This window comes from Paenibacillus sp. sgz302190 (genome assembly GCF_059820445.1).
In genome coordinates this window covers 117,766-143,029 of record NZ_JBZYAO010000017.1, presented here as the reverse complement: position 1 = coordinate 143,029, position 25,264 = coordinate 117,766, and the positions used below count along the sequence as shown (strand labels likewise).

The 25,264-nt window shown below is 52.4% G+C and carries 21 protein-coding genes; 17 read left to right on the top strand and 4 right to left on the bottom strand.

Going from position 1 to position 25,264, the window contains the following annotated elements; translation table 11 throughout:
- Window positions 1-42 precede the first annotated feature (42 nt).
- Window positions 43-2,481 carry a DNA gyrase subunit A gene (gyrA, locus tag AC6RNO_RS19870; RefSeq protein WP_497106491.1) on the top strand — a complete coding sequence of 813 codons (2,439 nt, stop codon included), beginning with the start codon at window positions 43-45 and terminating at the stop codon, window positions 2,479-2,481.
- 31 nt (window positions 2,482-2,512) lie between these two features.
- Here gyrA and AC6RNO_RS19865 read toward each other — a convergent pair whose 3' ends face one another.
- Window positions 2,513-2,680: a hypothetical protein gene (locus AC6RNO_RS19865; RefSeq protein WP_474681968.1), complete on the bottom strand. Its 168-nt coding sequence runs from the start codon at window positions 2,678-2,680 to the stop codon at window positions 2,513-2,515.
- A gap of 254 nt (window positions 2,681-2,934) precedes the next feature.
- On the opposite strand from AC6RNO_RS19865, the gene AC6RNO_RS19860 reads away from it, so the two are divergent.
- Window positions 2,935-3,345 (top strand): MarR family winged helix-turn-helix transcriptional regulator, encoded by a 411-nt coding sequence (locus tag AC6RNO_RS19860; RefSeq protein WP_474681967.1) that lies wholly within the window; start codon window positions 2,935-2,937, stop codon window positions 3,343-3,345.
- 40 nt (window positions 3,346-3,385) lie between these two features.
- Here AC6RNO_RS19860 and AC6RNO_RS19855 read toward each other — a convergent pair whose 3' ends face one another.
- The 3 genes from AC6RNO_RS19855 to AC6RNO_RS19845 are packed head-to-tail and all read right to left on the bottom strand — an operon-like array spanning window position 3,386 to window position 6,160.
- Window positions 3,386-4,105: a pseudouridine synthase gene (locus AC6RNO_RS19855; RefSeq protein WP_497106490.1), complete on the bottom strand. Its 720-nt coding sequence runs from the start codon at window positions 4,103-4,105 to the stop codon at window positions 3,386-3,388.
- Window positions 4,106-4,109: 4 nt separating this feature from the next.
- Window positions 4,110-4,976 (bottom strand): class I SAM-dependent methyltransferase, encoded by an 867-nt coding sequence (locus AC6RNO_RS19850; protein WP_488436269.1) that lies wholly within the window; start codon window positions 4,974-4,976, stop codon window positions 4,110-4,112.
- Window positions 4,977-5,029: 53 nt separating this feature from the next.
- Complete coding sequence (locus AC6RNO_RS19845; RefSeq protein ID WP_497106489.1) at window positions 5,030-6,160, bottom strand: peptidylprolyl isomerase; 1,131 nt, start codon at window positions 6,158-6,160, stop codon at window positions 5,030-5,032.
- Between the two features lie 155 nt (window positions 6,161-6,315).
- Between AC6RNO_RS19845 and glgB the strand changes: the two genes are divergently transcribed.
- The 15 genes from glgB to AC6RNO_RS19770 all read left to right on the top strand — a co-directional run bounded on the left by glgB (window position 6,316) and on the right by AC6RNO_RS19770 (window position 25,225).
- Complete coding sequence (gene glgB / locus AC6RNO_RS19840; RefSeq protein WP_497106488.1) at window positions 6,316-8,313, top strand: 1,4-alpha-glucan branching protein GlgB; 1,998 nt, start codon at window positions 6,316-6,318, stop codon at window positions 8,311-8,313.
- A complete protein-coding gene (locus tag AC6RNO_RS19835) occupies window positions 8,256-9,404 on the top strand; it encodes a glucose-1-phosphate adenylyltransferase (RefSeq protein WP_488436267.1) in 1,149 nt (382 codons plus the stop codon). Before glgB ends, AC6RNO_RS19835 begins: the two co-directional genes overlap by 58 nt.
- Window positions 9,405-9,411: 7 nt before the next feature.
- The gene (gene glgD, locus AC6RNO_RS19830) at window positions 9,412-10,521 is read left to right on the top strand and encodes a glucose-1-phosphate adenylyltransferase subunit GlgD (protein ID WP_474681961.1); all 1,110 of its coding nucleotides are present in this window, start codon (window positions 9,412-9,414) and stop codon (window positions 10,519-10,521) included.
- Between the two features lie 30 nt (window positions 10,522-10,551).
- Entirely contained in the window at window positions 10,552-11,988 is a 1,437-nt protein-coding gene (gene glgA, locus AC6RNO_RS19825; RefSeq protein ID WP_474681960.1) for a glycogen synthase GlgA, read from the top strand.
- 526 nt (window positions 11,989-12,514) lie between these two features.
- On the top strand, window positions 12,515-14,158 hold the full coding sequence (locus AC6RNO_RS19820; protein ID WP_497106487.1) for an ABC transporter substrate-binding protein: 1,644 nt from the start codon (window positions 12,515-12,517) through the stop codon (window positions 14,156-14,158).
- Between the two features lie 23 nt (window positions 14,159-14,181).
- Window positions 14,182-15,594, top strand: a complete 1,413-nt coding sequence (locus AC6RNO_RS19815) for an amidohydrolase (RefSeq protein WP_497106502.1) — start codon at window positions 14,182-14,184, stop codon at window positions 15,592-15,594.
- Between the two features lie 14 nt (window positions 15,595-15,608).
- A complete protein-coding gene (locus AC6RNO_RS19810; RefSeq protein WP_497106486.1) occupies window positions 15,609-16,622 on the top strand; it encodes an oligopeptide/dipeptide ABC transporter ATP-binding protein in 1,014 nt (337 codons plus the stop codon).
- Window positions 16,619-17,617 carry an oligopeptide/dipeptide ABC transporter ATP-binding protein gene (locus AC6RNO_RS19805; RefSeq protein ID WP_497106485.1) on the top strand — a complete coding sequence of 333 codons (999 nt, stop codon included), beginning with the start codon at window positions 16,619-16,621 and terminating at the stop codon, window positions 17,615-17,617. Before AC6RNO_RS19810 ends, AC6RNO_RS19805 begins: the two co-directional genes overlap by 4 nt.
- A gap of 24 nt (window positions 17,618-17,641) precedes the next feature.
- Complete coding sequence (locus AC6RNO_RS19800) at window positions 17,642-18,592, top strand: ABC transporter permease subunit (RefSeq protein ID WP_497106501.1); 951 nt, start codon at window positions 17,642-17,644, stop codon at window positions 18,590-18,592.
- A gap of 12 nt (window positions 18,593-18,604) precedes the next feature.
- Window positions 18,605-19,519 carry an oligopeptide ABC transporter permease gene (opp4C, locus tag AC6RNO_RS19795; RefSeq protein WP_497106484.1) on the top strand — a complete coding sequence of 305 codons (915 nt, stop codon included), beginning with the start codon at window positions 18,605-18,607 and terminating at the stop codon, window positions 19,517-19,519.
- Window positions 19,520-19,674: 155 nt separating this feature from the next.
- A complete protein-coding gene (locus AC6RNO_RS19790) occupies window positions 19,675-20,229 on the top strand; it encodes an OsmC family protein (RefSeq protein WP_497106483.1) in 555 nt (184 codons plus the stop codon).
- 179 nt (window positions 20,230-20,408) lie between these two features.
- Entirely contained in the window at window positions 20,409-20,873 is a 465-nt protein-coding gene (locus AC6RNO_RS19785; RefSeq protein WP_497106482.1) for a GNAT family N-acetyltransferase, read from the top strand.
- A 210-nt stretch (window positions 20,874-21,083) separates the two neighbouring features.
- The gene (locus tag AC6RNO_RS19780; RefSeq protein ID WP_497106481.1) at window positions 21,084-22,334 is read left to right on the top strand and encodes an MFS transporter; all 1,251 of its coding nucleotides are present in this window, start codon (window positions 21,084-21,086) and stop codon (window positions 22,332-22,334) included.
- A gap of 277 nt (window positions 22,335-22,611) precedes the next feature.
- Window positions 22,612-24,549 (top strand): hypothetical protein, encoded by a 1,938-nt coding sequence (locus tag AC6RNO_RS19775; protein WP_497106480.1) that lies wholly within the window; start codon window positions 22,612-22,614, stop codon window positions 24,547-24,549.
- Window positions 24,479-25,225 carry a GTP cyclohydrolase II RibA gene (locus tag AC6RNO_RS19770; RefSeq protein ID WP_497106479.1) on the top strand — a complete coding sequence of 249 codons (747 nt, stop codon included), beginning with the start codon at window positions 24,479-24,481 and terminating at the stop codon, window positions 25,223-25,225. The genes AC6RNO_RS19775 and AC6RNO_RS19770 overlap by 71 nt, the downstream gene beginning before the upstream one ends.
- Window positions 25,226-25,264 lie beyond the last annotated feature (39 nt).

The following is a 25,264-nucleotide window of genomic DNA, read 5'->3' as shown; positions in this document are numbered from 1 at the left end:
GCGCCGATTTCCGTATAGATCATAAAGAGTGGTGACCGAGCGTTGAGCACATTAGAACAGTTTTTGCCTGCGTTTTTGGAAGAGGTCGTCGGCGACCGCTTCGGCAGGTACTCCAAATATATTATTCAGGACCGTGCGATTCCCGATGTCCGCGATGGGCTGAAGCCCGTGCAGCGGCGCATTTTGTACGCGATGTACGATGCGGGCAATACGCCGGACAAGCCGTACCGCAAATCGGCCAAAACCGTCGGCGACGTGATGGGGAACTACCATCCTCACGGCGATTCCTCGATTTACGAGGGCATGGTGCGGATGGCGCAGCCATGGAAGATGGGCCATACGCTCATCGACGGCCACGGCAACTGGGGTTCGCTGGACGACGATCCGGCGGCGGCGATGCGCTACACGGAAGCGCGATTGTCGGAGATCGCGATGGAACTGCTGCGCGATATCGAGAAGCGGACGGTTTTGTTCAAGGACAACTTCGACAATTCGACGAAGGAGCCGGTCGTACTCCCCGCCCGTTATCCCAATCTGCTGGTGAACGGGGTCAGCGGCATTTCGTCTGGCTTCGCCACGGAAATTCCGACGCACAATTTGCGCGAAGTGATCGACGCCTGCATCGCCATGATCGATAAGCCGGACATTACGATCGAGGAATTGATGGGCATCGTCAAAGGCCCGGATTTCCCGACGGGCGGCATCATTATGGGCGAGGAAGGCATCCGCGAAGCGTACCGCACCGGGAAGGGGCGCATTTATGTCCGCTCCAAAACCGCGATCGAGGATTTGCGCGGCGGCAAACAGCAGATCGTTATTACGGAAATTCCGTATCAAGTGGTGAAATCCCGGCTTGTTACGGCGATGGAGAACATCCGTCTGGAGAAAAAGGTCGAAGGCATCGCCGAGGTGCGCGACGAAAGCGGTCGCAACGGGCTGAGAATCGTCGTCGAGCTGAAAAAAGATGCGGATGCGCAGGGCATTCTCGCTTATTTGCTGAAAAAAACCGATCTGCAAGTGACCTACAATTTCAATATGGTCGCGATCGTCAATAAAGCGCCTCGCCAGCTCGGCATTAAGGAAATGCTGGCGGCGTATATCGAGCACCAGAAGGAAGTCGTCACGCACCGCTCGCAGTATGAGCTGGAGAAAGCCGAAGACCGCGCTCATGTGCTGGAAGGGCTCGTGAAGGCGCTGAACATCCTCGACGAGGTCATTGCCGCCATCAAGGCTTCCAAAAACCGCCAGGATGCGCAAAACAACCTCGTGGCCCAGTTCGGATTTACGGAGCGGCAGGCGGACGCGATTCTCGTCCTGCAATTATACCGTTTGACGAATCTGGAAATTACAGCGCTGGAAAAAGAGCTTCGCGATGTGGAAAAAACGATCGCGTATTTGCGCGGCATTTTGGGCAGCCTGAAAAAATTGCTGGGCGTGATCAAGGACGAAATCGGCGATATCCGCAAAAAATACGGCATCGACCGCCGCTCCGAGATTCAGGGCGAAGTGGAAGAGCTGAAGGTCAATCTGGAAGTGATGGTCACTCCGGAGGACGTGTTCGTGACGCTGTCGAACGAAGGATATTTGAAGCGGACAAGCAAGCTGTCGTTCACGCGCTCCGGCGGCGAGCTGGAAAGCACAGGACTGAAGGAAGGCGATTACGTCCGCTTCCTGCTTGACGTGAATACGATCGAAAGCCTGCTCATTTTTACGCAAAAAGGACAGTACTTCCTGCTGCCTGTCCATCAGGTGCCGGAGTACAAGTGGAAGGAGAACGGGACGGCGATTGTCAACGTCATTCCGACTTCCAAGGAAGACCGGATCGTCAGCGTGATTCCGGTGAAAGGATTCGACGACCCGGGCAAATCGCTCGTCTTCGTAACGCGCAAAGGACAGGTCAAACGGACGGAACTGAAGGAGTACATGACGAACCGCTCGAACGGTATCGTAGCCTGCAAGCTGAATGAGCAGGATGAAGTGCTGCAGGTTCATCTGAGCGACAATACGAAGGAAATACTGCTTGTCACCAAGCAGGGAATGAGCATCCGCTTCCGCGAAGAGGAAGTGAACCCGATGGGCCGCTCGGCCGCTGGCGTGCGCGGCATACAGCTCAAGCAAGACGATGAAGTCGTCTCGGCGGAATGGATATATGGCGATGAGGGAGAGGTGCTTGTCATCTCCGACCTCGGTTACGCCAAACGTTCCCTGGTCGTGGATTATCCGCTGCAAGGACGCGGAGGCAAAGGCATTCCGACCTTCGAATTCAAGGAGGGCAAGCGGGTCAGACCGAACGGCACGGCCTTGGTCCGCACGTTTATCGTCAAGATGGATTACGTTGTCACAGCTTTGATGAGCAGCGGTGAGAAAGTGCGCTTTTCCACGGAAACCGCGCCTCTGGAAGACCGCAAATCGACGGGCAAGCAGCTTGTGCCTGTGACGAAAACGGATGCGATCATCGATTTGTTAAGAGCGCCGCTGTAGCGGCTCAGGTTCGGCGCGCTGCCGAAATTTCTCAGTCATAGCTGACAGTGGGCGGATCCAGCTTTTCGATAAGCTGAAACGCCACTTCCAACACGACCCACAGCGGCATCGGTTCATCCAATCGATCCAGCCACTGTGGGTCTTTAATTAGACCGGCATCCAGCGCCTTTTTGCCAATTTCCTGTTTCCAAGCTTCCACCCTGAATCACTCCTTTTCGCGGTAGCAAATAACAACGGGAGTAGACGGATGCCTACTCTTGCCTTACGTCTCAGTATATGTCGGAGTCAGCCATTATGTTAACCGCGGCGCAGATCGCCGATATTTCAATCGTTTTCGACAGCATGTCTCAAGGGAGCGCGCGGACATTGTCTGAAAATATTAATGCCGTTAACCTTTAAACCGTTTTCACATCATGGTATACTGAAATCAGGGGCTTTTTAGGAAGCGAGTTGATGACTGTGTATTCAGAGGAATTCGGGAAATTATGGGTGAGGCTGTCAAAAGAGTTGAAGACGCAAATGGAGACAGGGCTTTCGCCGACGTTGACGGAAGGACAACTGAATGTGTTGGAACTGCTTTTGAACAGCGAGCGCATGAAGCCGTCCGACCTGATCGAGCATTTGGCGACGACGCCGGCCGCCGTAACGACGCTTCTGGACCGGATGGAAAAAAACGAGTTGATCGTACGCGAGCGGGATGAGCATGACCGCCGGATCGTATGGGTCAACGTGACGGACAAAGGAAAGGCGGAATGCGCGAGAGGGATTCGAATCCGCGAAGAAATGCTGGATTCTTACCTTAGCCGCGTTTCCGCCCATAATCAGAAACTGCTCATTTATTTGCTCGGCAAAGTCGCCGGCTGACGCCGCACGCGCAGGCAGGTGCAGGGCGGGAGTACGCAAGCTAGTCCTCTGAGAAGAGGCTTACAAACTCCCGCCACGGCCGCTCGTCCGGCGGCAGCGAGCGGAAGCGCAGCGTCTTTTTGAGCGTCGGATGCTCAAAGGCAAGCTCCGTCGACCAGAGCGCAAGCTGCTGGCCGGGCTTGTTCACGGCGGCGCCATAGCGCTGGTCGCCGTACAGCGGGCAGCCCGCCGCCGCGAGCTGGACGCGGATCTGGTGCGGCCGCCCGGTGAGCAGCTTGATCCGGATCAAGCTGAAACCGTCCCGGCTGCCGAGCAGCCTGTAGTCCAGCACGGCCTCCTTGGCGTCCGGCTGGCCTTGTTTGACCACGCTGACGGTATTCGTCCGCGTGTCTTTGCGCAGCCAGTGCCGCAGCGTAGCCTGCGGAACTGGCGGCGTGCCGTGCACGACAGCGACGTACGTCTTGTCGAGCTGCCGGGTCCGCACCGCGTCCGATAACCGGGACGCGGCTTTTGACGTTTTGGCGAATACCATGACGCCGCCAACGGGACGGTCAAGCCGGTGCACGAGACCGAGGTACACGTTGCCCGGCTTGTTGTGGCGGCGCTTCAGGTCGGCCTTCAGCGTTCTGAGCAAATCCAGGTCGCGCGAGTCGTCCTCCTGCGTCGGCATATTGACGGGCTTCACCACGACGAGCACGTGGTTGTCTTCATACAGAATCGGAATTTGCGCAGCGTCCGCTTCTTCGATCGGTCCGGCCAACGGCTCACGCCTCCCAGCGTCCGAGGATGCCGCAGGGCAGCATGAGCCCGGAATGGGTGATAGGCAGGCCGATTTCGCCGCTGGAAATCGTACCGCCGTGCCTCTGCTTCATCGCCATCGTCAAAATGTTGTGCAGCACGGTTGCGGAAATGCCGGTCGTGTAGGAATTCACGAGCATAAAAAGCGGCTTGTCCGTCAAAATCGACATGCACGTCTGGATGAACGGGAACAGATCGTCCTCCAGCTTCCACGTTTCGCCGTTCGGCCCGCGCCCGTAGGATGGCGGGTCCATAATGATGGCATCGTATTTGCTGCCCCGGCGCTGCTCCCGCTGCACGAATTTGAATACGTCGTCCGTAATGAACCGAACGGGGCGGCTGCCGAGTCCGGAGAGGTGCAGGTTCTCCTTCGCCCACTGCACGACGCCTTTGGAGGCGTCGACGTGGCATACCTCGGCGCCCGCATATGCGCAAGCGAGGGAGGCGCCGCCCGTGTAGGCGAACAGGTTCAGCACCTTGATCGGGCGGCCTGCGCCTTGAATTTTCTCGATCATCCATTTCCAGTTGACCGCCTGCTCGGGAAACAAGCCCGTATGCTTGAAACCGGTCGGCTTGATGTAGAACGTCAGCTTCTGGTCGTATGTAATCGTCCAGCGCTCGGGCAGCTCGGTGCGGTTCTCCCATTGTCCGCCTCCGCTGGAGCTGCGGTGATAATGGGCGTCCGCCTGCAGCCAGGACTTCGTTTCATTTTCCAAAGGCCAGATGATTTGCGGGTCCGGCCTTCTCAACACGTAAGTGCCCCAGCGCTCCAGTTTCTCGCCTCCGCCGGTGTCGAGGAGTTCGTAATCGGCCCAATCTTTTGCAAAAAACATGCTGTAATCCATCCTTCAACTTGTATACTTGTCAAACATCCATTGTACACCATTTATTGACTTAAATCGATCTTTTCAATCAGCGCGGGGAGTTCTTTTTGGGCAAACTGCTGCATTTTTTCATTGGCCAATTGTTTGCGAAGATCGGCTTTCACGTCGTCGAATGTTTTGACTTTCCGCGCTTCCACTTTCATGACGTGGTAGCCGTATTCGCTCTCGACCGGTTCGCTGAGCTTGCCGACTTCCAACTCGAGGGCCGCTTTTTTAAAGTTCGCCACCCAGCCGCTCACCGGCGCGTTCTCGTACAACCCTCCTTTGTTTTTGGAGCCGGGGTCGTCGGAGTATTCCTTGGCCAGCGCGGCGAAGTCGCCGCCGTTCTTCAGTTTTTGCTGCACTTCCTTGGCGCGGGCGAGCGCTTCTTCCTTCGTGCGCAGCGCTTTCCGCTCAGGACTGCTCATATCGGTCGTCGCGATCAGGATATGGCGGACGGAGACCGTCGTATACATATCCTTGTCGGCGGCCAAATTTGCGTCAAACTTGGCTTTTGCCTCCGCATCTGAGATACTGGAAGCAGCGGCGTTTTGCGCGGTGAAATGAGTCGTCAAAAAGCCGCTTACATCCGCTTCGGTCAGCTTCGCAGCGGTTAGCGAATCAAGAATTTGCTGTTCGGATTCCTTGGTTTTCCAAAGGGCAATTTGCTTATCCGCTTCTGTCTTGGCGTCGGCGGCTTCCGCTTCGGAAGCTTTGCTTGCCCAAATTTTCAACTGAATCAATTGCTTGACCATATACTCCCGGTAGCTGCGGTCGTTTGCATCCCCGGCGCCTTGCGGCTGCAGGAAGGCCAGCACGGCGATGAACTTGTCCAGTTCGCCTTCCGTCACTTGTCCGCCTTTGTACGTCGCTGCCACATGGCTCGGGTTTTTGCCGACCCAGATCGTTTCGTTCGCTTCATCCCATTCCACGGGTTTTCCCAACGCTTCGCTGACAAAACGCAGCGGAACGTAAGTGGAGCCCTCATAAATAAATCCTTTTCCTTCTGCGGGTGCTTTTTCCACGCCATCGAACATATACTTGAGATTTCGGAAGGCAACTTCAATTTGGCTGCCTGCTGCAAATGCAGCGGTCCCGCTCAACAGGGAACCGATCGTCAACCCGACGATCAGCCCTTTCATTTTGTCATTCATTGTCTATTTTCCACCTTTCAGCTCGATATATTTATACATTTCACCGGGAGGAGCGCATTTTCCTTTTTTCTTATTTGCGATTAAAGGAATTCCTTGATTTTTGTAGTATTTGTACTCTATGGAAGCAGGCTGAATCAGGGAGGGATATGGTGAAGATGAAAGAGATACCCAGTTCAGAAGATTTATTTTTGCTTCACGAAGGATCCCTTTACCACAGCTACAAGCTTTTGGGGGCGCATGTAAGCCGCACGCCCGGACAGGAAGGAGTCAGGTTCGCGGTTTGGGCGCCGCACGCCCGCAGGATCTGCATTCTCGGCGATTTCAACGGCTGGAGTTCTGGCAGCCATGTCATGGAGCGGCTCAGCACGCTCGGCGTCTGGATGCTGTTCGTGCCCGAAGCGCGGGAAGGCGATCATTACAAATACGAGATTCACTCCGCGAACGGCCGGATTGTGCTCAAAGCCGATCCCTATGCCTTTTACTCGGAGATTCGTCCGGGAACCGCTTCAAGGGTTTGCGATCTGCAAGGCTACGAATGGCAGGATGAGGCTTGGCAAAAGCGCAAGCAGGACGGATCGGCCTACAACAAGCCGCTGTCCATTTACGAAGTCCACCTGGGAACATGGCGCAAAAAGGACCGGCACAGCGAGGATTTGTACACGTACAGGCAATTGGCCGAGGAGCTCGTCGATTACGCCGCCGAGATGGGGTATACCCATATCGAGCTGATGCCGCTGGCGGAGCACCCCTTCGACCGCTCGTGGGGATATCAGGCGACCGGATATTACTCGGTGACCAGCAGGCACGGAACTCCGAAAGATTTCATGTATTTTGTGGACCGCTGCCATCAGCGGGGCATCGGCGTCATTATGGACTGGGTGCCGGGACACTTTTGCAAGGACGATCACGGTTTGCGCCAGTTTGACGGCGCGCCGCTGTACGAATATCAGGATTCGCGAAAAGCCGAGAAGCTGGAGTGGGGAACGCTGACGTTCGACTTCGGCAGACCGGAAGTCATCAGCTTTTTGATCTCCAACGCGGTATTTTGGATGGACATGTATCATATGGATGGGATACGGGTCGATGCGGTGGCGAGCATGCTGCACCTCAATTTCGGCAGGTGGTCCGAAGAGCCGATCTACAATCAGTACGGCGGTACGGACAATCCGGAAGCGGTCGCGTTTCTCCGCAAGCTGAATCAAGTGGTGTTCTCCTATTACCCTCATGCGCTCATGATGGCGGAGGATTCCACGGATTGGCCGCTCGTCACCGCCCCGGTTCACGACGGAGGTCTGGGCTTTAACTACAAATGGAATATGGGCTGGATGAACGACATGCTTCGCTATATGAAGCTGGATCCGATTCACCGGCGCTATCATCATAATTTGATCACTTTTTCTTTCATGTACACGTTCTCCGAAAATTACATTTTGCCGCTGTCCCATGACGAAGTCGTTCATGGCAAGCGTTCATTATTGCATAAAATGCCGGGAGATTACTGGCAAAAGTTCGCCAATCTGCGCGCCTTTTACGGTTACATGCTCGGTCATCCCGGTAAAAAGCTGCTTTTCATGGGCGGGGAATTCGGGCAATTCGATGAATGGAAAGATTTAGAAGAACTGGATTGGTTCCTGTTGGAGCATTACGACATGCACCGCAGCATGCAGCATTACGTCAAGGAGTTGAACCGGTTTTACCTGGATGAGCCCGCCTTGTGGGAGCTGGATCACAGTCCGGACGGATTTCAGTGGATCAACCCCCACGATCAAAGTCAGAGCGTAGTCGCCTTTATTCGCAAAGGCGCAAGTCCCGCGGATGACCTCATCCTTGTGTGCAATTTTACCCCGGTCGTCCATCCGGATTACCGGATCGGCGTTCCGCGGCAAGGCGCGTACAAGGAAGTGTTCAACAGCGATTCGGTCAGCTACGGCGGTTCGGGTCAAAGCAATTCGGAGCTGCTGGCCAGCAAGCCTGAGCCGTGGCATGGCTTTCCGAACAGCTTGGCGCTCCGTTTACCGCCGCTAGCCGCTATCTATATCAAGTGTGTAGACGCAGTCCAAATCGACAATGCAGAAGGAATAGGGGGAATTCAACAATGCGAAGCAAAGAATGCGTTGCCATGCTCCTCGCCGGCGGGGAAGGCCGGAGACTAGGCGTACTGACGAACAATCTGGCAAAGCCTGCCGTACATTTCGGCGGAAAGTACCGGATCATTGATTTCACCCTAAGCAATTGTACGAATTCGGGGATCGACACGGTAGGCGTGCTGACCCAGTATCAGCCCCTGGTGCTGAACTCGTACATCGGGATCGGAAGCTCCTGGGATTTGGACCGCAAATACGGCGGCGTCACCGTGCTGCCCCCGTTCATGGAACAGAAGGGCGGCGACTGGTATAAAGGCACGGCCAATGCGATATACCGCAATATCGGATTTATCGAGCAGTACGATCCGGAATATGTGCTGGTCATCTCCGGTGACCACATTTATAAAATGGACTACGATTTGATGCTCAAGTACCATAAGCAAAAGAAAGCCGATGCCACAATCGCAGTCATTGAGGTGAAGTGGGAGGAAACGAGCCGCTTCGGCATCATGAGCGTGGATGAGCAGCAGGCGATTACGGAGTTTGCGGAAAAGCCGAAGGAAGCCAAAAGCAATCTGGCTTCGATGGGCATTTATATATTCAACTGGAAAGTGCTTAAAGATTATTTGACGCGGGATGAAGCGAACCCGGACTCCAGCAAAGATTTCGGCAAAGACATCATTCCGATGATGCTGAAGGAACAGGCGCGCATGTTCGCTTACCCTTTCGAAGGCTACTGGAAGGACGTAGGGACGATCGACAGCCTGTGGGAAGCGAATATGGATCTGCTCGACGACAATAACGGTTTAAACCTTAACGATAAAGATTGGCGGGTATATTCCTTGAGTCCTTACCAGCCGGCACAGTATGTCGCTCCGACGGCCACCGTGCGCAGGTCGCTGGTGAACGAAGGATGCGCGATTTTCGGCGATGTCGATCATTCGGTGCTGTTTTACGGGGTACAGGTCGGCGAAGGCAGCAGCATCCGCGATTCGGTCATTATGCCGAATGCGAAGATCGGCAGCAATGTGACGATCAACAAAGCCATCATTGGCGAGAATACGGTAGTGGAGGACGGCGCGAAGGTCGACGGCAACGGCGAAATCGTTCTGATCGGCGGTAATGAACGGGTTCCTGCGAATACAAATCAGAAAGGATGATTTCGATATGAAGCATGTGATGGGCGTCATCAATTTAGTGAATGAACCTGACGATTTGGAGGAACTGACGTATTACCGCTGTGCCGCTTCCGTGCCTTTTGCCGGGAGATACCGCCTGATTGATTTTACACTTTCGAGCATGGTGAATTCGGGCATCGATAATGTCGCCGTATTCACGCAGCATAAATATAGATCTTTGATGGATCATCTCGGGTCGGGCAAGGAGTGGGATCTCGACCGCAAGCGCGGGGGGTTGTTCGTGCTGCCTTCCGTTTTGGATGAGCCGACAGGCATTTCCCGCGGCGATTTGTATCAATTTTACAGCCACCGCGACTATTTTTACCGGGGAAAAGAAGAGCTCGTCATCATTTCGCGGAGCCATATGGTGTGCAACATCAATTATGTGGATGCGGTGCGTTTTCATCAGGAATCGCAAGCGGACATTACCGTCATTTACAAGCAGACGGATGAGGATGTGCAAGGAAAATTCCGCCGGCTTGCCGTCAAGGAGAACGGGCAGATCACGCTGATCGAGGATCATACCGGGCGGCTGCGCACGAACAACATCTCGATGGAAATGTACATCATGAGCAAAGCGCTGCTGCTGGATATGGTCGAGTCCTGCCTGGCGCAAGGATACGATCATCTCGTGCGTGACGGCATCATGAAAAACATCGACAAGCTAAGCGTTTACGGCTATAAATTCGAAGGGCACGTCGGCGTCGTGAATTCGATCCAGGGCTATTACAAGCACAGCATGCAGCTGCTCAATCCGGCCGTATGGCGGGAGCTGTTTTTCCAGAAAAATCTGATCTATACGAAAGTTAAGGATGAGCCGCCGGCCAAATATTTGGAAAGCGCAGCGGTCAAAAATGCGCTGATCGCCAACGGCTGCGTTGTCGAGGGCAAGGTGGAGAACAGCATATTGTTCCGCGGCGTAAAAATCCGCAAAGGCGCTTATGTGAAAAACAGCATCATTTTGCAAAACTGCGAGATCGAGGAAAATGTAATCATCGAGAACTCCATTCTCGATAAGGACGTCTTTATCAGCAGAGGCCGGGTGCTTACCGGAGACAACAAAGCTCCGTTTATCGCAGCCAAAACGAAGGTGATTTAAGCTTTTACAAATCCTCAGAGGAGTGGGACGATGAAAATATTGTTTGCCGCATCCGAAGCGGTGCCTTTTGCCAAAACAGGCGGCCTTGCTGACGTCATCGGCTCGCTGCCGAAGGAGCTTGCGCGCCAAGGGCTTGACGTGCGGGTCATTTTGCCGAAATACGGAAGCATCCCGCCGAAATATAAAGAGCAGATGGAATCCGCAGCGGTGTTCGACATCTATGTAGGCTGGAGAAAGCAGTTCATCGGCATCGATGTGCTTCAGGCAGACGGCGTTACCTTCTACTTTGTGGATAACGAATATTATTTTCTTCGTTCGGGGCTGTACGGGTACGGCGACGAGGCGGAACGGTTCGCCTTCTTCTGCCGGAGCGTCATCGAAGCGCTGCCGGTTCTCAATTTTCAACCTGATCTGATCCACTGCCACGATTGGCAGACGGGTATGATTCCGGTACTGCTGAAGGCTCATTACAGCCATCTGCCTTTTTTTGCCCCGATCAAAACGATCACGACGATTCATAACTTGAAATATCAGGGCGTTTTCAGCCAATCGCTCTTGAAAGATTTGTTCGGCCTAAGCGACGACCATTTCACCGGTACGGCACTCGAGCTGCATGGCGGAGCAAGCTTTTTGAAAGGCGGACTCCTTTACGCAGACCAGATTACGACGGTAAGCCAAACCTACGCCGAGGAGATTCAAACTCCGTATTACGGCGAATATTTGGACAGTTTGCTGCGGCACCGGAAGCATCAGTTGACCGGCATCGTCAACGGCATCGACTATGAAACGTTCGATCCGATGAATGACCCGCATCTGGCTGTCAATTACCGCGATTCTTTGCCCAAGAAACAGCAAAACAAGCTGGCTTTGCAGGAGCGGCTCGGGCTTCCGGTCAACGGGGATACGCCGATGATTGCGCTGGTCACCAGGCTCGTACAGCAAAAAGGGCTGGATCTTATCCAGCACGTGCTCCAGGAAATATTGTCGCTCGACATTCAACTCGTCGTACTGGGAACGGGCGATTACGGCTACGAGCAAATGTTCCGCCACGCCGCGGAAGCGAACCCGGACAAAGTTGCGGCGCTCATTTATTTTGACGAGACGATGGCTCGTGGGCTGTACGCGGCATCCGATCTGTTCCTTATGCCGTCGCAGTTCGAGCCGTGCGGTATCGGCCAACTGATCGCGCTGCGATACCGCTCGGTGCCGATTGTCCGGGAAACCGGCGGCCTGAAGGACACGGTGCTGCCCTACAATGAATTCACCGGCGAAGGAACGGGCTTCACATTCACCAATTATAATGCGCATGACATGCTTCATACGATCAGGCGGGCTGTGTTCTTCTACCAGAACGATCGCGAAGCGTGGCTGCGTATCCAGCAAAACATGAAAAAATGCGACTTTAGCTGGAAAAAGTCCGCACAGCAGTATATCGCGCTGTACAAAGAAACGATCCGCAGCCGTTAAACGGCCAAAACCGGAAGCCCTTATGGGGTTTCCGGTTTTTTTTGCCGACCGGCTGCCGTCATGCCGCGCAACACCGCGCGATGGGAGCTGCGCGTGGATGAGCTGTTCAGCCCCGGCGGCCTCCATCCAGGCCGAATTCAGCGATTCCATTGCCCCAAGTGCAAACGGGCACCGCTAAAGAACTGCATCTTGGATGCCAGTAGCACGATAAGCTCTTTCCAGCGTGTTTCATATCCTTTTCGATCCTGTATGAGTTTTACTAGGAACTGACCGACGACCCGCCGATTCTGGTGCCATCCAGAAACATTGCATACAGCATGTGTGTGATGTCTCTTTTTTTGTTCGGCGTGCCCTTCGAATGATCGAATACCTTCAATTGAAAACAGTAATTATAGCATCGAATGGATAAAGAAAATCTATTGGCAAGTCAATTGACAGTGTTGACCTTAAGGTGGTAAATTAAGGAACAACTTATCTATACTTAACCTATAGGAATTATATGATAATGAGAGAGGGGATTGGATTTATGCATCGTCATCTACACGTCGTCATACTCTATGCGGTCGCAGCTCTTTTGCTGGTCTTAGCCGCCTGCGGCTCGCCGGGTTCAATACCGATCGCTTCCCAGACTCCGGCAGCAGATAAACCGGCAGGGGCAAACCAAGAGGAGAAAGCCGTCTATATCGGAATCGTCAATGCTCCCGTTACCCTTAACCAAATCAACGATCAGGGCGACTCGGCTTCCGATAATGTCATCGCTCTGCTCAACGATTCGCTGCTGGATTTGAACGAAAAATTCGAGTTTCAACCTAAGCTCGCCGAATCCGTCGAAACCAAAGACAACCAGACGTATATCGTCAAGATAAATTCTGCAGCAAAGTGGAATGACGGCCAGCCCTTCACGACCGCCGATGTCGCCTTTACGCTAAAAATGGCGCTTCACCCGAAGGTGGATACCAATTTCAAGCTTAATTTTATCGAGGGCTTGAACGGAGCGGGCAAGCTCGATGAGGGCAAGACGGAGATCAGCGGTCTAAAGATCGTCGATGATAAAACCTTTGAGGTAAAAACGAAAACACCGGTAGACCCGCTGATCTTCAAGGAGCGGTTCGGCACGAAGGTATTCTTTTTGCCGCAGCATATATTGAAGGATGTTCAGCCTGAGCAGCTCGCCACACATCCGTATTTTCAAAAGCCGGAAGTGACGATAGGCGCTTTTAAGTTTGCTAATTTTGCCAAAGGCCAGTATGCCGAGGTTGTAAAGAATACCAACTATTACCGCGATGCAGCCAAGCTTGATAAAATTTTCGTCAAAGTGTTGCCGGCAACGAATCTGGTAGCCCAGCTGCAAACGGGAGAAATCCAGATGAACTCTGTGCCCGTTGGACTTATCCCGATTACCGAGTACGAGAAGGTCAAGGGGTTGCCGAACATCGAGCTGACGACAGGCAACCCGTCCGTGCCGCCGGAATTGTTCTTCAATACGGAGAAAATTCCCGATCCGAGAGTACGCCAGGCCATTGCTTACGCGCTGAACCGCCAGCTGATCGTGGATCAACTGCTCAAAGGGCAGGGTGAAATTATTGATGGAGGCATTCCAAGCTACCACCCGTACTACAACAAAGATATTCCCAAATATACCTATGATCCCGATAAGGCGAAAAAGCTTCTTCAGGAAGCGAAATGGGATGTCGCGAGGCCAATCCGGTTCTTGATTCCGGTGGGGAATAAAATCCGTGAGCAGGCGGCGGATATTCTGGTTCAGAATTTAACGGCGGTCGGCCTTAAAATCGAGGTGCAGAAATACGATTTTGCCACCTTGATTCAGAAGGTACGTAAGGGCGAGTACGACCTTACTATCTTCACGCGGGACTTTTATATTGAACCGAGCTCCTACTTCACTTTGTTCAAAAGCGACAACACCAACAACTACCTGAAATACAACAATCCGCAGGTCGATGAACTGATCGTCAAAGGCGAAATCGAATCCGATCCGGCAAAACGCCATGCCATTTACAATCAACTTCAAGAGGTTCTGCATCAGGATGTTCCTTCGCTTGCCGTCTATTCGGAGAAACGCCTGCTGGCGGTATCCAAGAACTTAATCGTCGGAAAGCCCCTGGACATCGGAATGTTCAACAACATCAACCAGTGGGATACAAAAAAATAAACAGGAGATAAAGGAGAATGAAAATGGGGAAGAAGCGGCTGGTGGAATGGCTGGAAGAGAATAAGGACAAATTTGCGGAGCTGGCGCTGTGCATTTGGGAACGGCCCGAAGTGGCGTATACGGAAACCTTCGCATCCAAGCTGCAAATTTCCGTGTTGGAGGAAGTCGGTTTCAATGTCACATTCGGGATCGGCGGCATTCCAACCGCGTTTGTAGCCGAATATGGCTCCGGCAAGCCGGTCATCGGCATTTTGGGAGAGTTCGACGCATTGCCGGGCCTATCGCAGAAGGTAAGTGCGGTGAGGGAAGCCATTACACCGGACGGTCCCGGGCACGGCTGCGGTCATAATCTCCTCGGGACGGCTGGCGTAGCTGCGGCCATCGCCCTTAGGCAGCGCATAGAAGAGGAGCAGTTAACGGGAACGATCCGCTACTATGGCTGCCCGGCGGAAGAGGTGCTGTCCGGCAAAACCTTCATGGCCCGGGAAGGTGTCTTTGACGATTTGGACGCCGCTTTAACCTGGCACCCCGGGGGCTCCAATGTGCCTTGGAATACGCCCACCTCGGCGCTCACTTCGATCGAATTCTTCTTTCACGGGAGAGCCGCTCATGCCGGCGGCGCCCCGCATCTCGGGCGAAGCGCGCTGGATGCCGTCGAGTTGACGAATATCGGGGCGAACTATTTGCGGGAGCACATAGTCGACGGCTCCCGCATCCATTATTCGATCACGAACGGCGGAGGGGCGCCCAATGTGGTTCCTGACAAAGCGAGTGTGTGGTATTACCTTCGCGGGGCCAATCGGGAGCATGTCGACGAATTATTAGAAAGATTGCTGAAGATTGCACAGGGTGCAGCTTTAATGACGGAGACGGAGGTCACTTGGGAAATTAAAGCCGGAGCATACGATTTGAACGTGAATGATACACTGAACCAGCTGTTGTTCAGGCAAAAGGATGGGGCGGGTGAGCTTGAATTTACCGAAGAGGATTATAAGCTTGCGGCAGCCATCGTTGAAACGCTGGATCCTTCCATACAGCAGGCCGCTGTCAAACGGCGGCAGGAACTGGGACTCGCGGAAGGGGAGCTGCTGCCGACCACCTTCGTCAATTTCAAACCTGCTTATAAAACGGCCGGCGGCGGTTCAACCGATGTGGGCGATGTGTCCTGGATTACACCGGTCGGACAAATCACAACCACCTGCGCACCGTTCGGCGTCCAAGTACACACGTGGCAGGCGACGGCAGCATTCGGTTCACCGATCGGGCTCAAGGGCATGCACCAAGCGGCCAAGCTGCTTGGTCTTGCGGCATACGAACTGCTGACAGACGGAGGAGAAGTTTTGGCCCAGGCGCAAGAGGAGTTTCAAAGGTCCACGCAGGGTAAGCCTTATGTGCCTGCCATTCCGCAGGAAATCCAGGCTCCCGTTTTGGTTTGACAGGGAGGGGGGGCATGGAGCCATTACTTGAGATCAAGCGACTGCAGACCGTGTTTTGGACAGGTCGGGAAGAGGTGACCTCCGTCGACGAAGTCAGCTTTACGCTGATGCCGGGGGAAACCATTGGCATCGTCGGAGAATCCGGCTGCGGCAAAAGCGTAACGTCACTATCCGTCATGAGGTTGCTGGGCAAGCACGGGAGGGTTAAACAAGGGGAAATCCGCTTTAACGGTATCGATTTGGCGTCGCTGTCCGAAGAGGAGCTGCGCGAGCTGCGGGGCAAGGATATCTCGATGATTTTTCAGGAGCCGATGAGTTCCCTGAACCCTGTCCTTACGATCGGCCAACAGCTGTTGGAAACCATACGCAAACATATGGGGTTGTCACGCAGGGAAGCCAAGGCTTATGCGGTAGATTTGCTGCACAAGGTCGGTCTTCCCCGGGCCGAAGCCCTGATGAAGGTATATCCCCATACGTTGTCCGGCGGTATGCGGCAGCGGATTATGATCGCGATGGCATTGGCATGCAAGCCCAGGCTGCTCATCGCCGACGAGCCTACTACAGCGCTGGATGTGACGATCCAGGCTCAAATTCTTGAGCTGATCAAGCGGCTGCGCGAGGAGAGTGGTGCGGCCGTTATGCTCATTACCCATGATCTCGGCGTCGTAGCGGAAATGGCCGATAAAGTCGTAGTGATGTATGCGGGTCAAATCGTAGAAGAGGCGGATGTATTCACTCTCTTTCGCGAACCGCTGCATCCTTATACCCGGGGGCTGCTGGATTCCATTCCCAGGGTGGACAACGGGAATGACCGCCTGACAGCCATTCCGGGAGTCGTGCCTTCGCTGCAGCGCATGCCGCAGGGCTGCCGCTTCCATACCCGCTGCGTATGGGCAACCGACCGATGCCGGCAGGAGCAGCCCGAGCTTGCACTTATTCGTCCCGGGCATCAGGTAAGATGCTGGATAGCGCAGGAGCAGGACTCACAGCTTCAACCGAAACCGCTGCTTCAGGAGGTCCGAGTATGAACAGAAACATGGATCTATCTCCCCGAACCGGTTCGCCCTTACTCCAGGTTGAACGGTTAAAGACCTATTATCCGATCAAAAAAGGCATTTTCTCCCGTACCGTCGGCCATATCAAGGCGGTAGACGACATCAGCCTGAACATTCATGAAGGCGAAACCCTTGGACTTGTCGGCGAATCCGGCTGCGGCAAATCGACCATCGGCCGTTCCGTTGTAAGACTGGAGAACCCGTTCGCAGGGCGCATTCTTTTTCAGAATGAGGATATCACTTACCGTTCGCAGAAGGAATTAAGGCCGATCCGAACCCGGCTGCAAATCATTTTCCAAGACCCGTATTTTTCCCTGAACCCGCGCAAACGGATCAATGATATTTTATCGGAGCCGTTAATTGCCCATCGGCTGGCAGAACGCAGTGAGGTCCAAGCCAAGGTCGACCGGCTGCTCGATATGGTGGGACTTCCGCGTTCGTATAAAAACAGATACCCACACGAATTTTCCGGAGGACAGCGTCAACGTATCGGGATAGCCAGAGCGATTTCCTTTGAACCAAAGCTCATCGTTTGCGACGAACCGGTATCCGCGCTCGATGTTTCCATCCAGGCCCAAATTCTCAATCTGCTGGCCGATCTGCAAAAAGAATTAAATCTGACCTATCTGTTTATTGCACACGGGATCGGTGCCGTCAAGTATATCAGTATGCGGATCGCCGTCATGTATTTGGGAAAAATCGTGGAGATCGGGGATAAGGATGAACTCTTCAAAAGGCCCAAGCATCCCTATACCCATACTCTGCTGAACGCCTACCCGGCACCGGATCCGACGCTGCGCTCCGGTAAAAGAATGGTTATTAAGGGCGACGTTCCAAGTCCCGCCCATCCTCCGCAGGGGTGCCGTTTTCACCCCCGATGCCCTTATGCTCAGGACCGCTGCAAGCGGGAAGAGCCGGCGCTTATAGGAGAGGCGCACGCAGCAGCCTGCCACTTTCCGCTGCATTAGAATGAACGTAAAGGAGGACTTCCGATTTTCCATTACATCGTTCGGCGGGTGCTCATTGCGATACCCGTTTTATTAGGAATCACGGTGATTAATTTTTTCATTATTAATTTAGCGCCCGGTAATCCCGTGGAGATGCTCATTGACCCGAATACGCCCAAAGAACTGCTGGACGCAAAGAAAGAACTGCTCGGGTTAAACGATCCGCTGCCGATTCAGTATTTCAAATGGCTGGGAAATCTGCTGCACGGCGAGCTCGGGTACTCCTTCAGCACGTACGCGCCGGTGACCCGAATGATAGGTGAGAGGCTCGGCCCCACATTGGAGCTTGCTTCCGCTTCGCTCATTCTGGGCCTCGTTATCGCCGTTCCCGTAGGAATCGTCAGCGCCATCAGGCAAAACACGAGATTCGATTACGTGATGACAGGGCTCTCCTTCATCGGTACGTCGATTCCGCAATTTTTTCTCGGGCTCAGCTTGATCTATATATTTGCGGTTCAGCTGAAGCTGCTGCCGACCGGCGGGATGGTTACGCTCGGAGGGCAAGGGGGGATAGGGGACCGGATCAGCCATATGATCCTTCCTGTATTCGTTCTCGGTATTCTCATAGCCGGCAAAAAGGTAAGATATGTGCGCGCCAGCATGCTGGATGTGCTTAAGCAGGATTATTTGCGTACGGCGCAGGCCAAAGGTCTGCATCCTTTGATCATTACGAACAGGCATGCGCTGCGCAACGCGCTGATCCCGATCATTACAGTGGTCGGAACGGAAATTCCGCTGCTGCTTGGCGGAAGCGTGCTGATCGAGCAAATTTTTCAATGGCCCGGTATCGGCCAGCTTACGATTCAATCGATCCTGTCCAGAGATTACCCGACGCTGATGGGACTCAACCTTGTGGCTGCATGTATCGTACTCGTGACCAACCTGCTCACCGATCTGTTATACTCCGCCGCCGATCCCAGAATCAAATATAACTAAAAGAGGTGGGTTATGGCACAATCCGAATTTGAACTGAAGGAAGCTCGGCTCCGGCCCGCCGTCGTTGTAACATTGGATGAGGATGCTGCAGACCCGTTCATCAGGCAGTTATTGAGCCGGTTCGTTCGGCATAAGCTGGCCGTAGCAGGGCTTGTCGTTACCGTGCTGCTTATTTTCACAGCGGTATTCGCTCCGCTGCTGGCCTTGCACGATCCGAAGGAAGTGACGGGCGTGTTCTCGGCGGGCCCGTCTTCCGAGCATTGGCTCGGAACGGATCAGGTCGGCCGGGATGTTCTGAGTCGTCTCATTTATGCGACAAGAGTTTCGCTCCTGGTCGGTTTTATCACGGTGGCTTTGTATGTCAGCTTCGGTACCTTCATCGGCATTACTTCCGCTTATTTCGGCGGTTGGTTCGATATCGTCATCATGCGCATAACGGACATGTTTATGGCCTTTCCTTTTCTGATGGTCATTTTGGTTATCATCAGTGTCCTCGGCTCCAATATGACCACCATCATTTTGGCGCTTGCCTTATTCTCCTGGCCTGGAGTGGCACGGTTAGTTCGGGGCAATGTGCTGGCGGTCAAACAGATGGATTATATTAAAGCAGGCGTGGCCCTGGGCTTAAGCACGCCGCGTATTTTGTTTCAGCACGTATTTCCGAACGTTATCGGTCCGATTATCGTCAACGCCACCTTTGGCATCTCCTCTGCCATTCTGAGCGAGGCCGGGCTGAGCTTTCTCGGCATGGGGGTACAACCGCCGACGGCCAGCTGGGGCAATATGCTGACGGATGCGCAGTCTCTGACGGTACTGACCGATCAGCCGTGGCTGTGGGTTCCGCCGGGAGCGATGATCCTGATCACCGTTCTGGTGATTAACTTCGTCGGAGACGGTCTGCGCGATGCGTTGGATTCGAGGCAATAATTTAATCCAGAAGGAGCCCCATACAAATGAGACCCGGGATCCGGTGGACCCGCTTTGTGCGGGAGGAGGTGAGCCAGATAACCGGGAGCCGGTGACGTTTTATGATTAAGCTTGGATGCTTTTTCAATATCTTATACTTTGGAGCGTGTAAACCAATGAGTACTCTTAATGAATATTTGCTGCAAAAGCGGGAAGCCTCGATCACCAGACGGGAAAAGGCATTGAATACACCAAATTTGGAGCCTCACCGCTTTGGTGCCAAGGTACGGGCTAAAGGACGGAGCGGAGTACGGGAAATCCGCATCCGCGATTTTCAAATCTTAAGCGACAGCCCGCCGGATTTTGCCGGCTATGACCTCGGTCCGAGCTCGCCGGAGCTACAGCTCGGCGTTCTGGGCAGCTGCATCACTCATATCACATTGATACAAGCAGCGGAGCGTGGGGTTAAGCTGGATTCGCTCGAAGTCGAGGTTACAGGGCAGCAGCACCCTCTGGCCAGCCGACCGGGATACGAGGATATTCCGATTTATCCGCATAATATCCAGTACAAGCTGCACATCGTCTCACCGGAACCCAAGCAAACGATCGCCGAACTGCATGAGGCGGTGGAGAAGGCGTGTCCAGTACTGAATTTGCTCATCAATCCGCAAACGATCATTGGCGAAGTCATTCATACGAGCCTCGAATTGAAACAAGAGCAAGAAGCGTAATCCGCTGCAACGAGGCATGCCGTACCTGCTGCAGGTAATGGCATGCTTTTTTTTAATTCTAATTATGGGTTCGGAGATGGTTTGTCCATGAATTTGAAGGAACTGAAAAGGCTTGTTGAAGCCTTGGATGATAGCGGAAAGCGAGGGCTTATCTACAGTAAAAGGAGTTGTTATATGAGATGGAACAGATTACTCTTCACCAATCCCAAAATTCCGATGTTGAGACAATTGCTCATTTACGGGCAATTGTACTGCGCGATGATTTAACCAGATTAGGAAGATTTAATGAAGAGAAGGTTCGCCAACGCTTTCGTGATGCATTTGACCCAATTCATACATGGATCATTAAAGCGGATTCTTCCTTTATTGGTTGCATAGCTTTTAAACCGATATTAGATGGGTACTTGTTGGAACATTTTTATATTTATCCCGATTACCAAGGTAAAGGCATGGGTAGTCAGGTATTAGAATATCTTCTAAAACAAGATTATATAATTGGAAAACGGGTGACATTAAATGTCCTGCAAGGAAGCCCTGCTCAACGTCTTTATGAACGGTTTGGTTTTAAAGTGGATAAAGAGGATCTCATAGACATTTACATGTCTATGGTAGTTGAGTTGAATACCAATAACGGAGAACGATAACTTAATCAACCGACCTTTCGTTTGGACGGGTTCCTTTTAGTCGAAAAGCAACATGATGCTAAGTCGGGATCGTTAGTGAGAAACCAAACGCTAGGCTGGCCTTTGGACTGAGAAAAGCTTGGTATTCATCCTGGTATTCATTTACAATTCGGTCTGGAAAATCTATACTATGGGAAGATTAAAAAAATTCAAGTGAAAGGCGTTGAATCGATGCTGCGTATTTTCCGCGATTTTCGGTTTGTGATGCTGTTGTTGGCCACGTTTACTTCCTCTGTGGGAACGGGCATCACCTCGGTTACGCTCCCATGGTATGTTATTGAGCAGCGTGGAGAGCATGCGCTAGGGGTCATCATGATCGTTGTGACCGTTACGCTGTTTTTGCTGTCTCCGTCAATCGGGGCTATCGTTGACCGTTTTTCACGCAAGCGAGTGCTGCTGGGGGCGCAGGTTCTGAGCGGTGGACTGATCGCATGCTTTACGATGAGTGGCATCTACAAGCACTATTTCAGTACATACGACTTGATCGTCATCTCTTTGGCAGGATCTCTCTACTACACACTTCATCTTCCCGCTTTCAATGCAATTGTACAAGAAATGTTTCATTCTTCCCAGTACAAGACAGTCAATACAATTTTTGAAATCCTCAATCAGATGGATCCCATCATTGCAGGCCTTCTTGCCAATTTGATGCTGGCCAAGCAGGATCTACCTGTCATTTTGAGTCTGGACATCATCAGCTATCTGCTCAGTTTCATACTTATTGCTCTCATTCCGTATCACCCAACGGCTCGCGAAGGGAAGGCTGCCGGACAACGATCGGGTTGGCTGCTGGATCTGTCAGCAGGCTTTGTCTATCTTCGCACGCACCCTCGGCTGCTCGTCTTTTTGGCTGCTTCCTATATGACTTTCCTAATTGTAATGGCGGGTAATTATTTAATGCCCATATATATAATCAAAGAACTTCTCCAGCCTGGCTCGTTCCTGGGGCTATATAATGCCATTTATGCCAGTGGGGCCATTGTGTCCGGCTTCATCGTCATCCTTCTGATTAATCGCTTCGGCAGCTTCATGGCGCTGATCGGGATGATGTCTGTCTTTGCCGCAAGTTTGCTGGGTATGTTCGTATTCCGCCAGCCGGTTTCGTTCTTGCTATTTGCACTGTTTACCGGATTCGGTAATGCAGGAACCAAAATTATCCGGACAACGATGATGATGAATTTGATACCTGATGCCTATATTGGCCGTGTATCTGGATTTTATACGACGTTTGGTTTGCTGCTGCGTCTTTTGCTGCTGATGTCGTTCACGACGGTTGTGGAGAGTAGCGGCTCCCTGCCGTTAATTGGGTTTATTACGCTTCTCGCAATGGGCAGTGTGGCTGTTGTTATTTGGACGTATCGAACTGGGCGGTTGTACCAAAATGTGAGGCCGGAGTTGGAGAGGAAGACTACAAGCATTTAGGAGGAAGAGAATATACATTATAATCTATACAATAACAAAATTCGTCAAATTAAATACCTAGTAATTTGATCTTAATAGTATTAAAAACCTATATTCGTTTATTTGTATTTTAAGTAAAATAAAGGTATTCCGAAAATGGAGGAGGTGTTTCCGATGAAAAAAAGCAGCTTCGTGAAGCCGGTTCGCAACAACATTTACTCAGCGAAGTAATCGTACTTACGAAGAAAGAAGGCGATGGTGCATCTCCTTCTTTCTTTCATAAAGGAGGTAATGTCCCTTGACAGACCGATTTTCCAAAATCGAATACGTTCCGGGCCTGCAAGCCATACTGGCTTCCGATATTAAAGGCAGGCTTCATTTGTATAATCTTGATCTGCAGGTCATACTCAGCTCCCATGTAAGTACTTATACCCGCAAGATCACCTCGTTTGTTTTTGACGACACCCATGTGTACACCCGCAATAACAAGGGGACCATTGCCAAATGGGAGTTAGCAACCCTTGATCTGATCAGTGTGCACGACGAATTCGCCGCCCGGCGCAATGAGTGGGTGCAGGAGGATGAGGAACCGACAATCAGCAACGCCCGTGGAATCGGTGTTCACGATGGGTTTGTATACACGAACAACGGCTATGGACAGGTGCTTAAGATTGAGGCTGACACGTTCAATCTTGTTGATATTTTCCAGCCGCTGGCGGCTGACTCCCTCATCGACCACATTAGCGCCGAGAATGCAGACGTGCACATTATTGCCGACAAGAATGGCATTGTGTATCTGGGACAGCTGAACACGTTCGAGTTTCCACGGAAGGTTCAGATTGACGGCGGCAATGTTCACGTAGTCCGTTACGACAGACGGCACGATCGGTTCATTGCTACACAGGATTACGGGATTGACGACGGCTTCAATGTCGAGAATGGCATTATTACGTTTGACGCGCAAACGCTGGAACGGAAAAGTTACAATTTTACGCGCGATGATGTGGAATTCATCTTTTTTAATTCTGATTACACAGAAGTGTATACTGGTGGCTTCGACGGCAAACTGTACGTGTTCGACAACCAGGAGAAGGACCTAAAGCTGAGTCGGATTCTGGGTCCGTTTAACCATCAGATTACGTATGCGACGATAGCTTCAGATGATCATATCTTTGTGCTTCTGCAATCGGGGGAAACACTGCGTATCAACCGGTTCGGCGAAGTAACCGCCCGTTTGGATTACGATTACGTCTGCCATTGGGCGTTGGAACCGCATCCTGCGGATAACAAGCTGCTATATAGTCCATCCGGGCAGGGTGTTCATGTTTTTAGAGTGGCCGAGCAGCCTTTTAACAGCGTGTCTGTTCAAGTAGAGCAGCAGTTTCGTTATGATTTCGGGCTCATTTTCCGCCTAAAAGTACTTCATGATGGAGCCTTTTTGGCATTGTCCCGCAGGAACCTCGTTTTTAAAGCGGACCGCTTCGGTTCGGTTAAATGGGTGGCCAATCTGGAAGATTTGCCAAAGCATCTAAGCTTGAACGAGGCAGGAACGCTGGCGCTTGTCGCTTTAGATAACGGACGGCTACTGGAATTAGATACCGCCGCGGGTAGCAAGTTGCGCGAAAAAAGCTTCGCAGGCCCGCTATATGTAGCCGGTTATAACGATAAGCATGTATTGGCGGGAACGAAGAGCGGCACTCTTCAAGTTCTGGCTGCCTCTGATTGGAGTTTGCTGGGCAAGCATGAATTTGAGGGTTATCCAAAAAGACTGAAAGTGAAGGAGGCCTATATTGAACTGATCGGTGCTCCTTACGGCTATGTACTGCTATCGAAGTCTGATTATTCGGTCATTAAACAGTTTGGCGAGCTTCTAACCAACACTAGGGAGGAAGGGATCGTCGCAGGTTCCTATGCCTATGTATCCAGCTATGGCCTGCAGATAGGCGTCTACGATTACGAGAGCGGGGAAATTATTGATCTTGTCGAAGACCTGCCTGATTATGTCAAAGGGCTATATATGCTGACGTCTTCCGGCGGCGATGATCTGCTGTTAGCTGCTGGCAATGGCGGATTCCTGTTCGCTTATCGTCTTTCACAAGGGAGACTAATTAAAGTGCGTGAATTTTATTTCGGGAACAACACTCCAATAAGACAGGTGAAGCGTAATGAAGCGGGAGATTCAACTGGAACGGTTGCTAACGGAGCACGTCACGCAGATCCCTTATCGGCAAGATGAGCCTATTTATGTCTCTGGACCCGTGAATCTGCCGGTTGCTATTGGCGGCAATACGTATTTTTTTCAGTGGTACTGCTGGTTCACTGGTGGCGGTGTTCTGCCGGACGAGCCGCTTCTGGCGTTTATTCGGCGCCAGCGTCTGGAAGAGCGACAAGTTTCTTCGGCGCTCGTATACGGCAATTTCGCAGGCAACGAGCAGGCGCTTGTGCGTATTCACAGCACGTGCCATACGGGGGATATTTTTGGGAGTGAAAAATGCGACTGCGGCCCTCAACTAAAGCATGCGTTTGAGCGGATTGTTCAGCAGGGGACGGGGGCTGTATTTTATTTGGCCAACCATGAAGGACGTTCGATCGGGCTGTTTGCCAAAAATATTGCTTACAAAATCCAGGAGATGGGATATGACACGATACAGGCGAACGAGTTGATTGGCTTTGGAGCCGATGAGCGGCGGTACGAGGAAACGTTTCACATCATCCGGCATTTGCGGACACTGCCAATTCAACTGATCACGAACAATCCGCTCAAAGTGACAGAAGCTCGCAGAGCCGGAATTACTGTGTCCAACGTCATCGTCAAATGGGTCGGCGGCAGCGTTCATAATCAGAAGTATGTTGATAGCAAAATCAAAAAGACCGGTCACCTGCAGGCGCCACCGGCCGCAGGTGACCGGTGAGGGCGCTTGAGCGAGTCGAAGAAGCGACGGACATCGCTG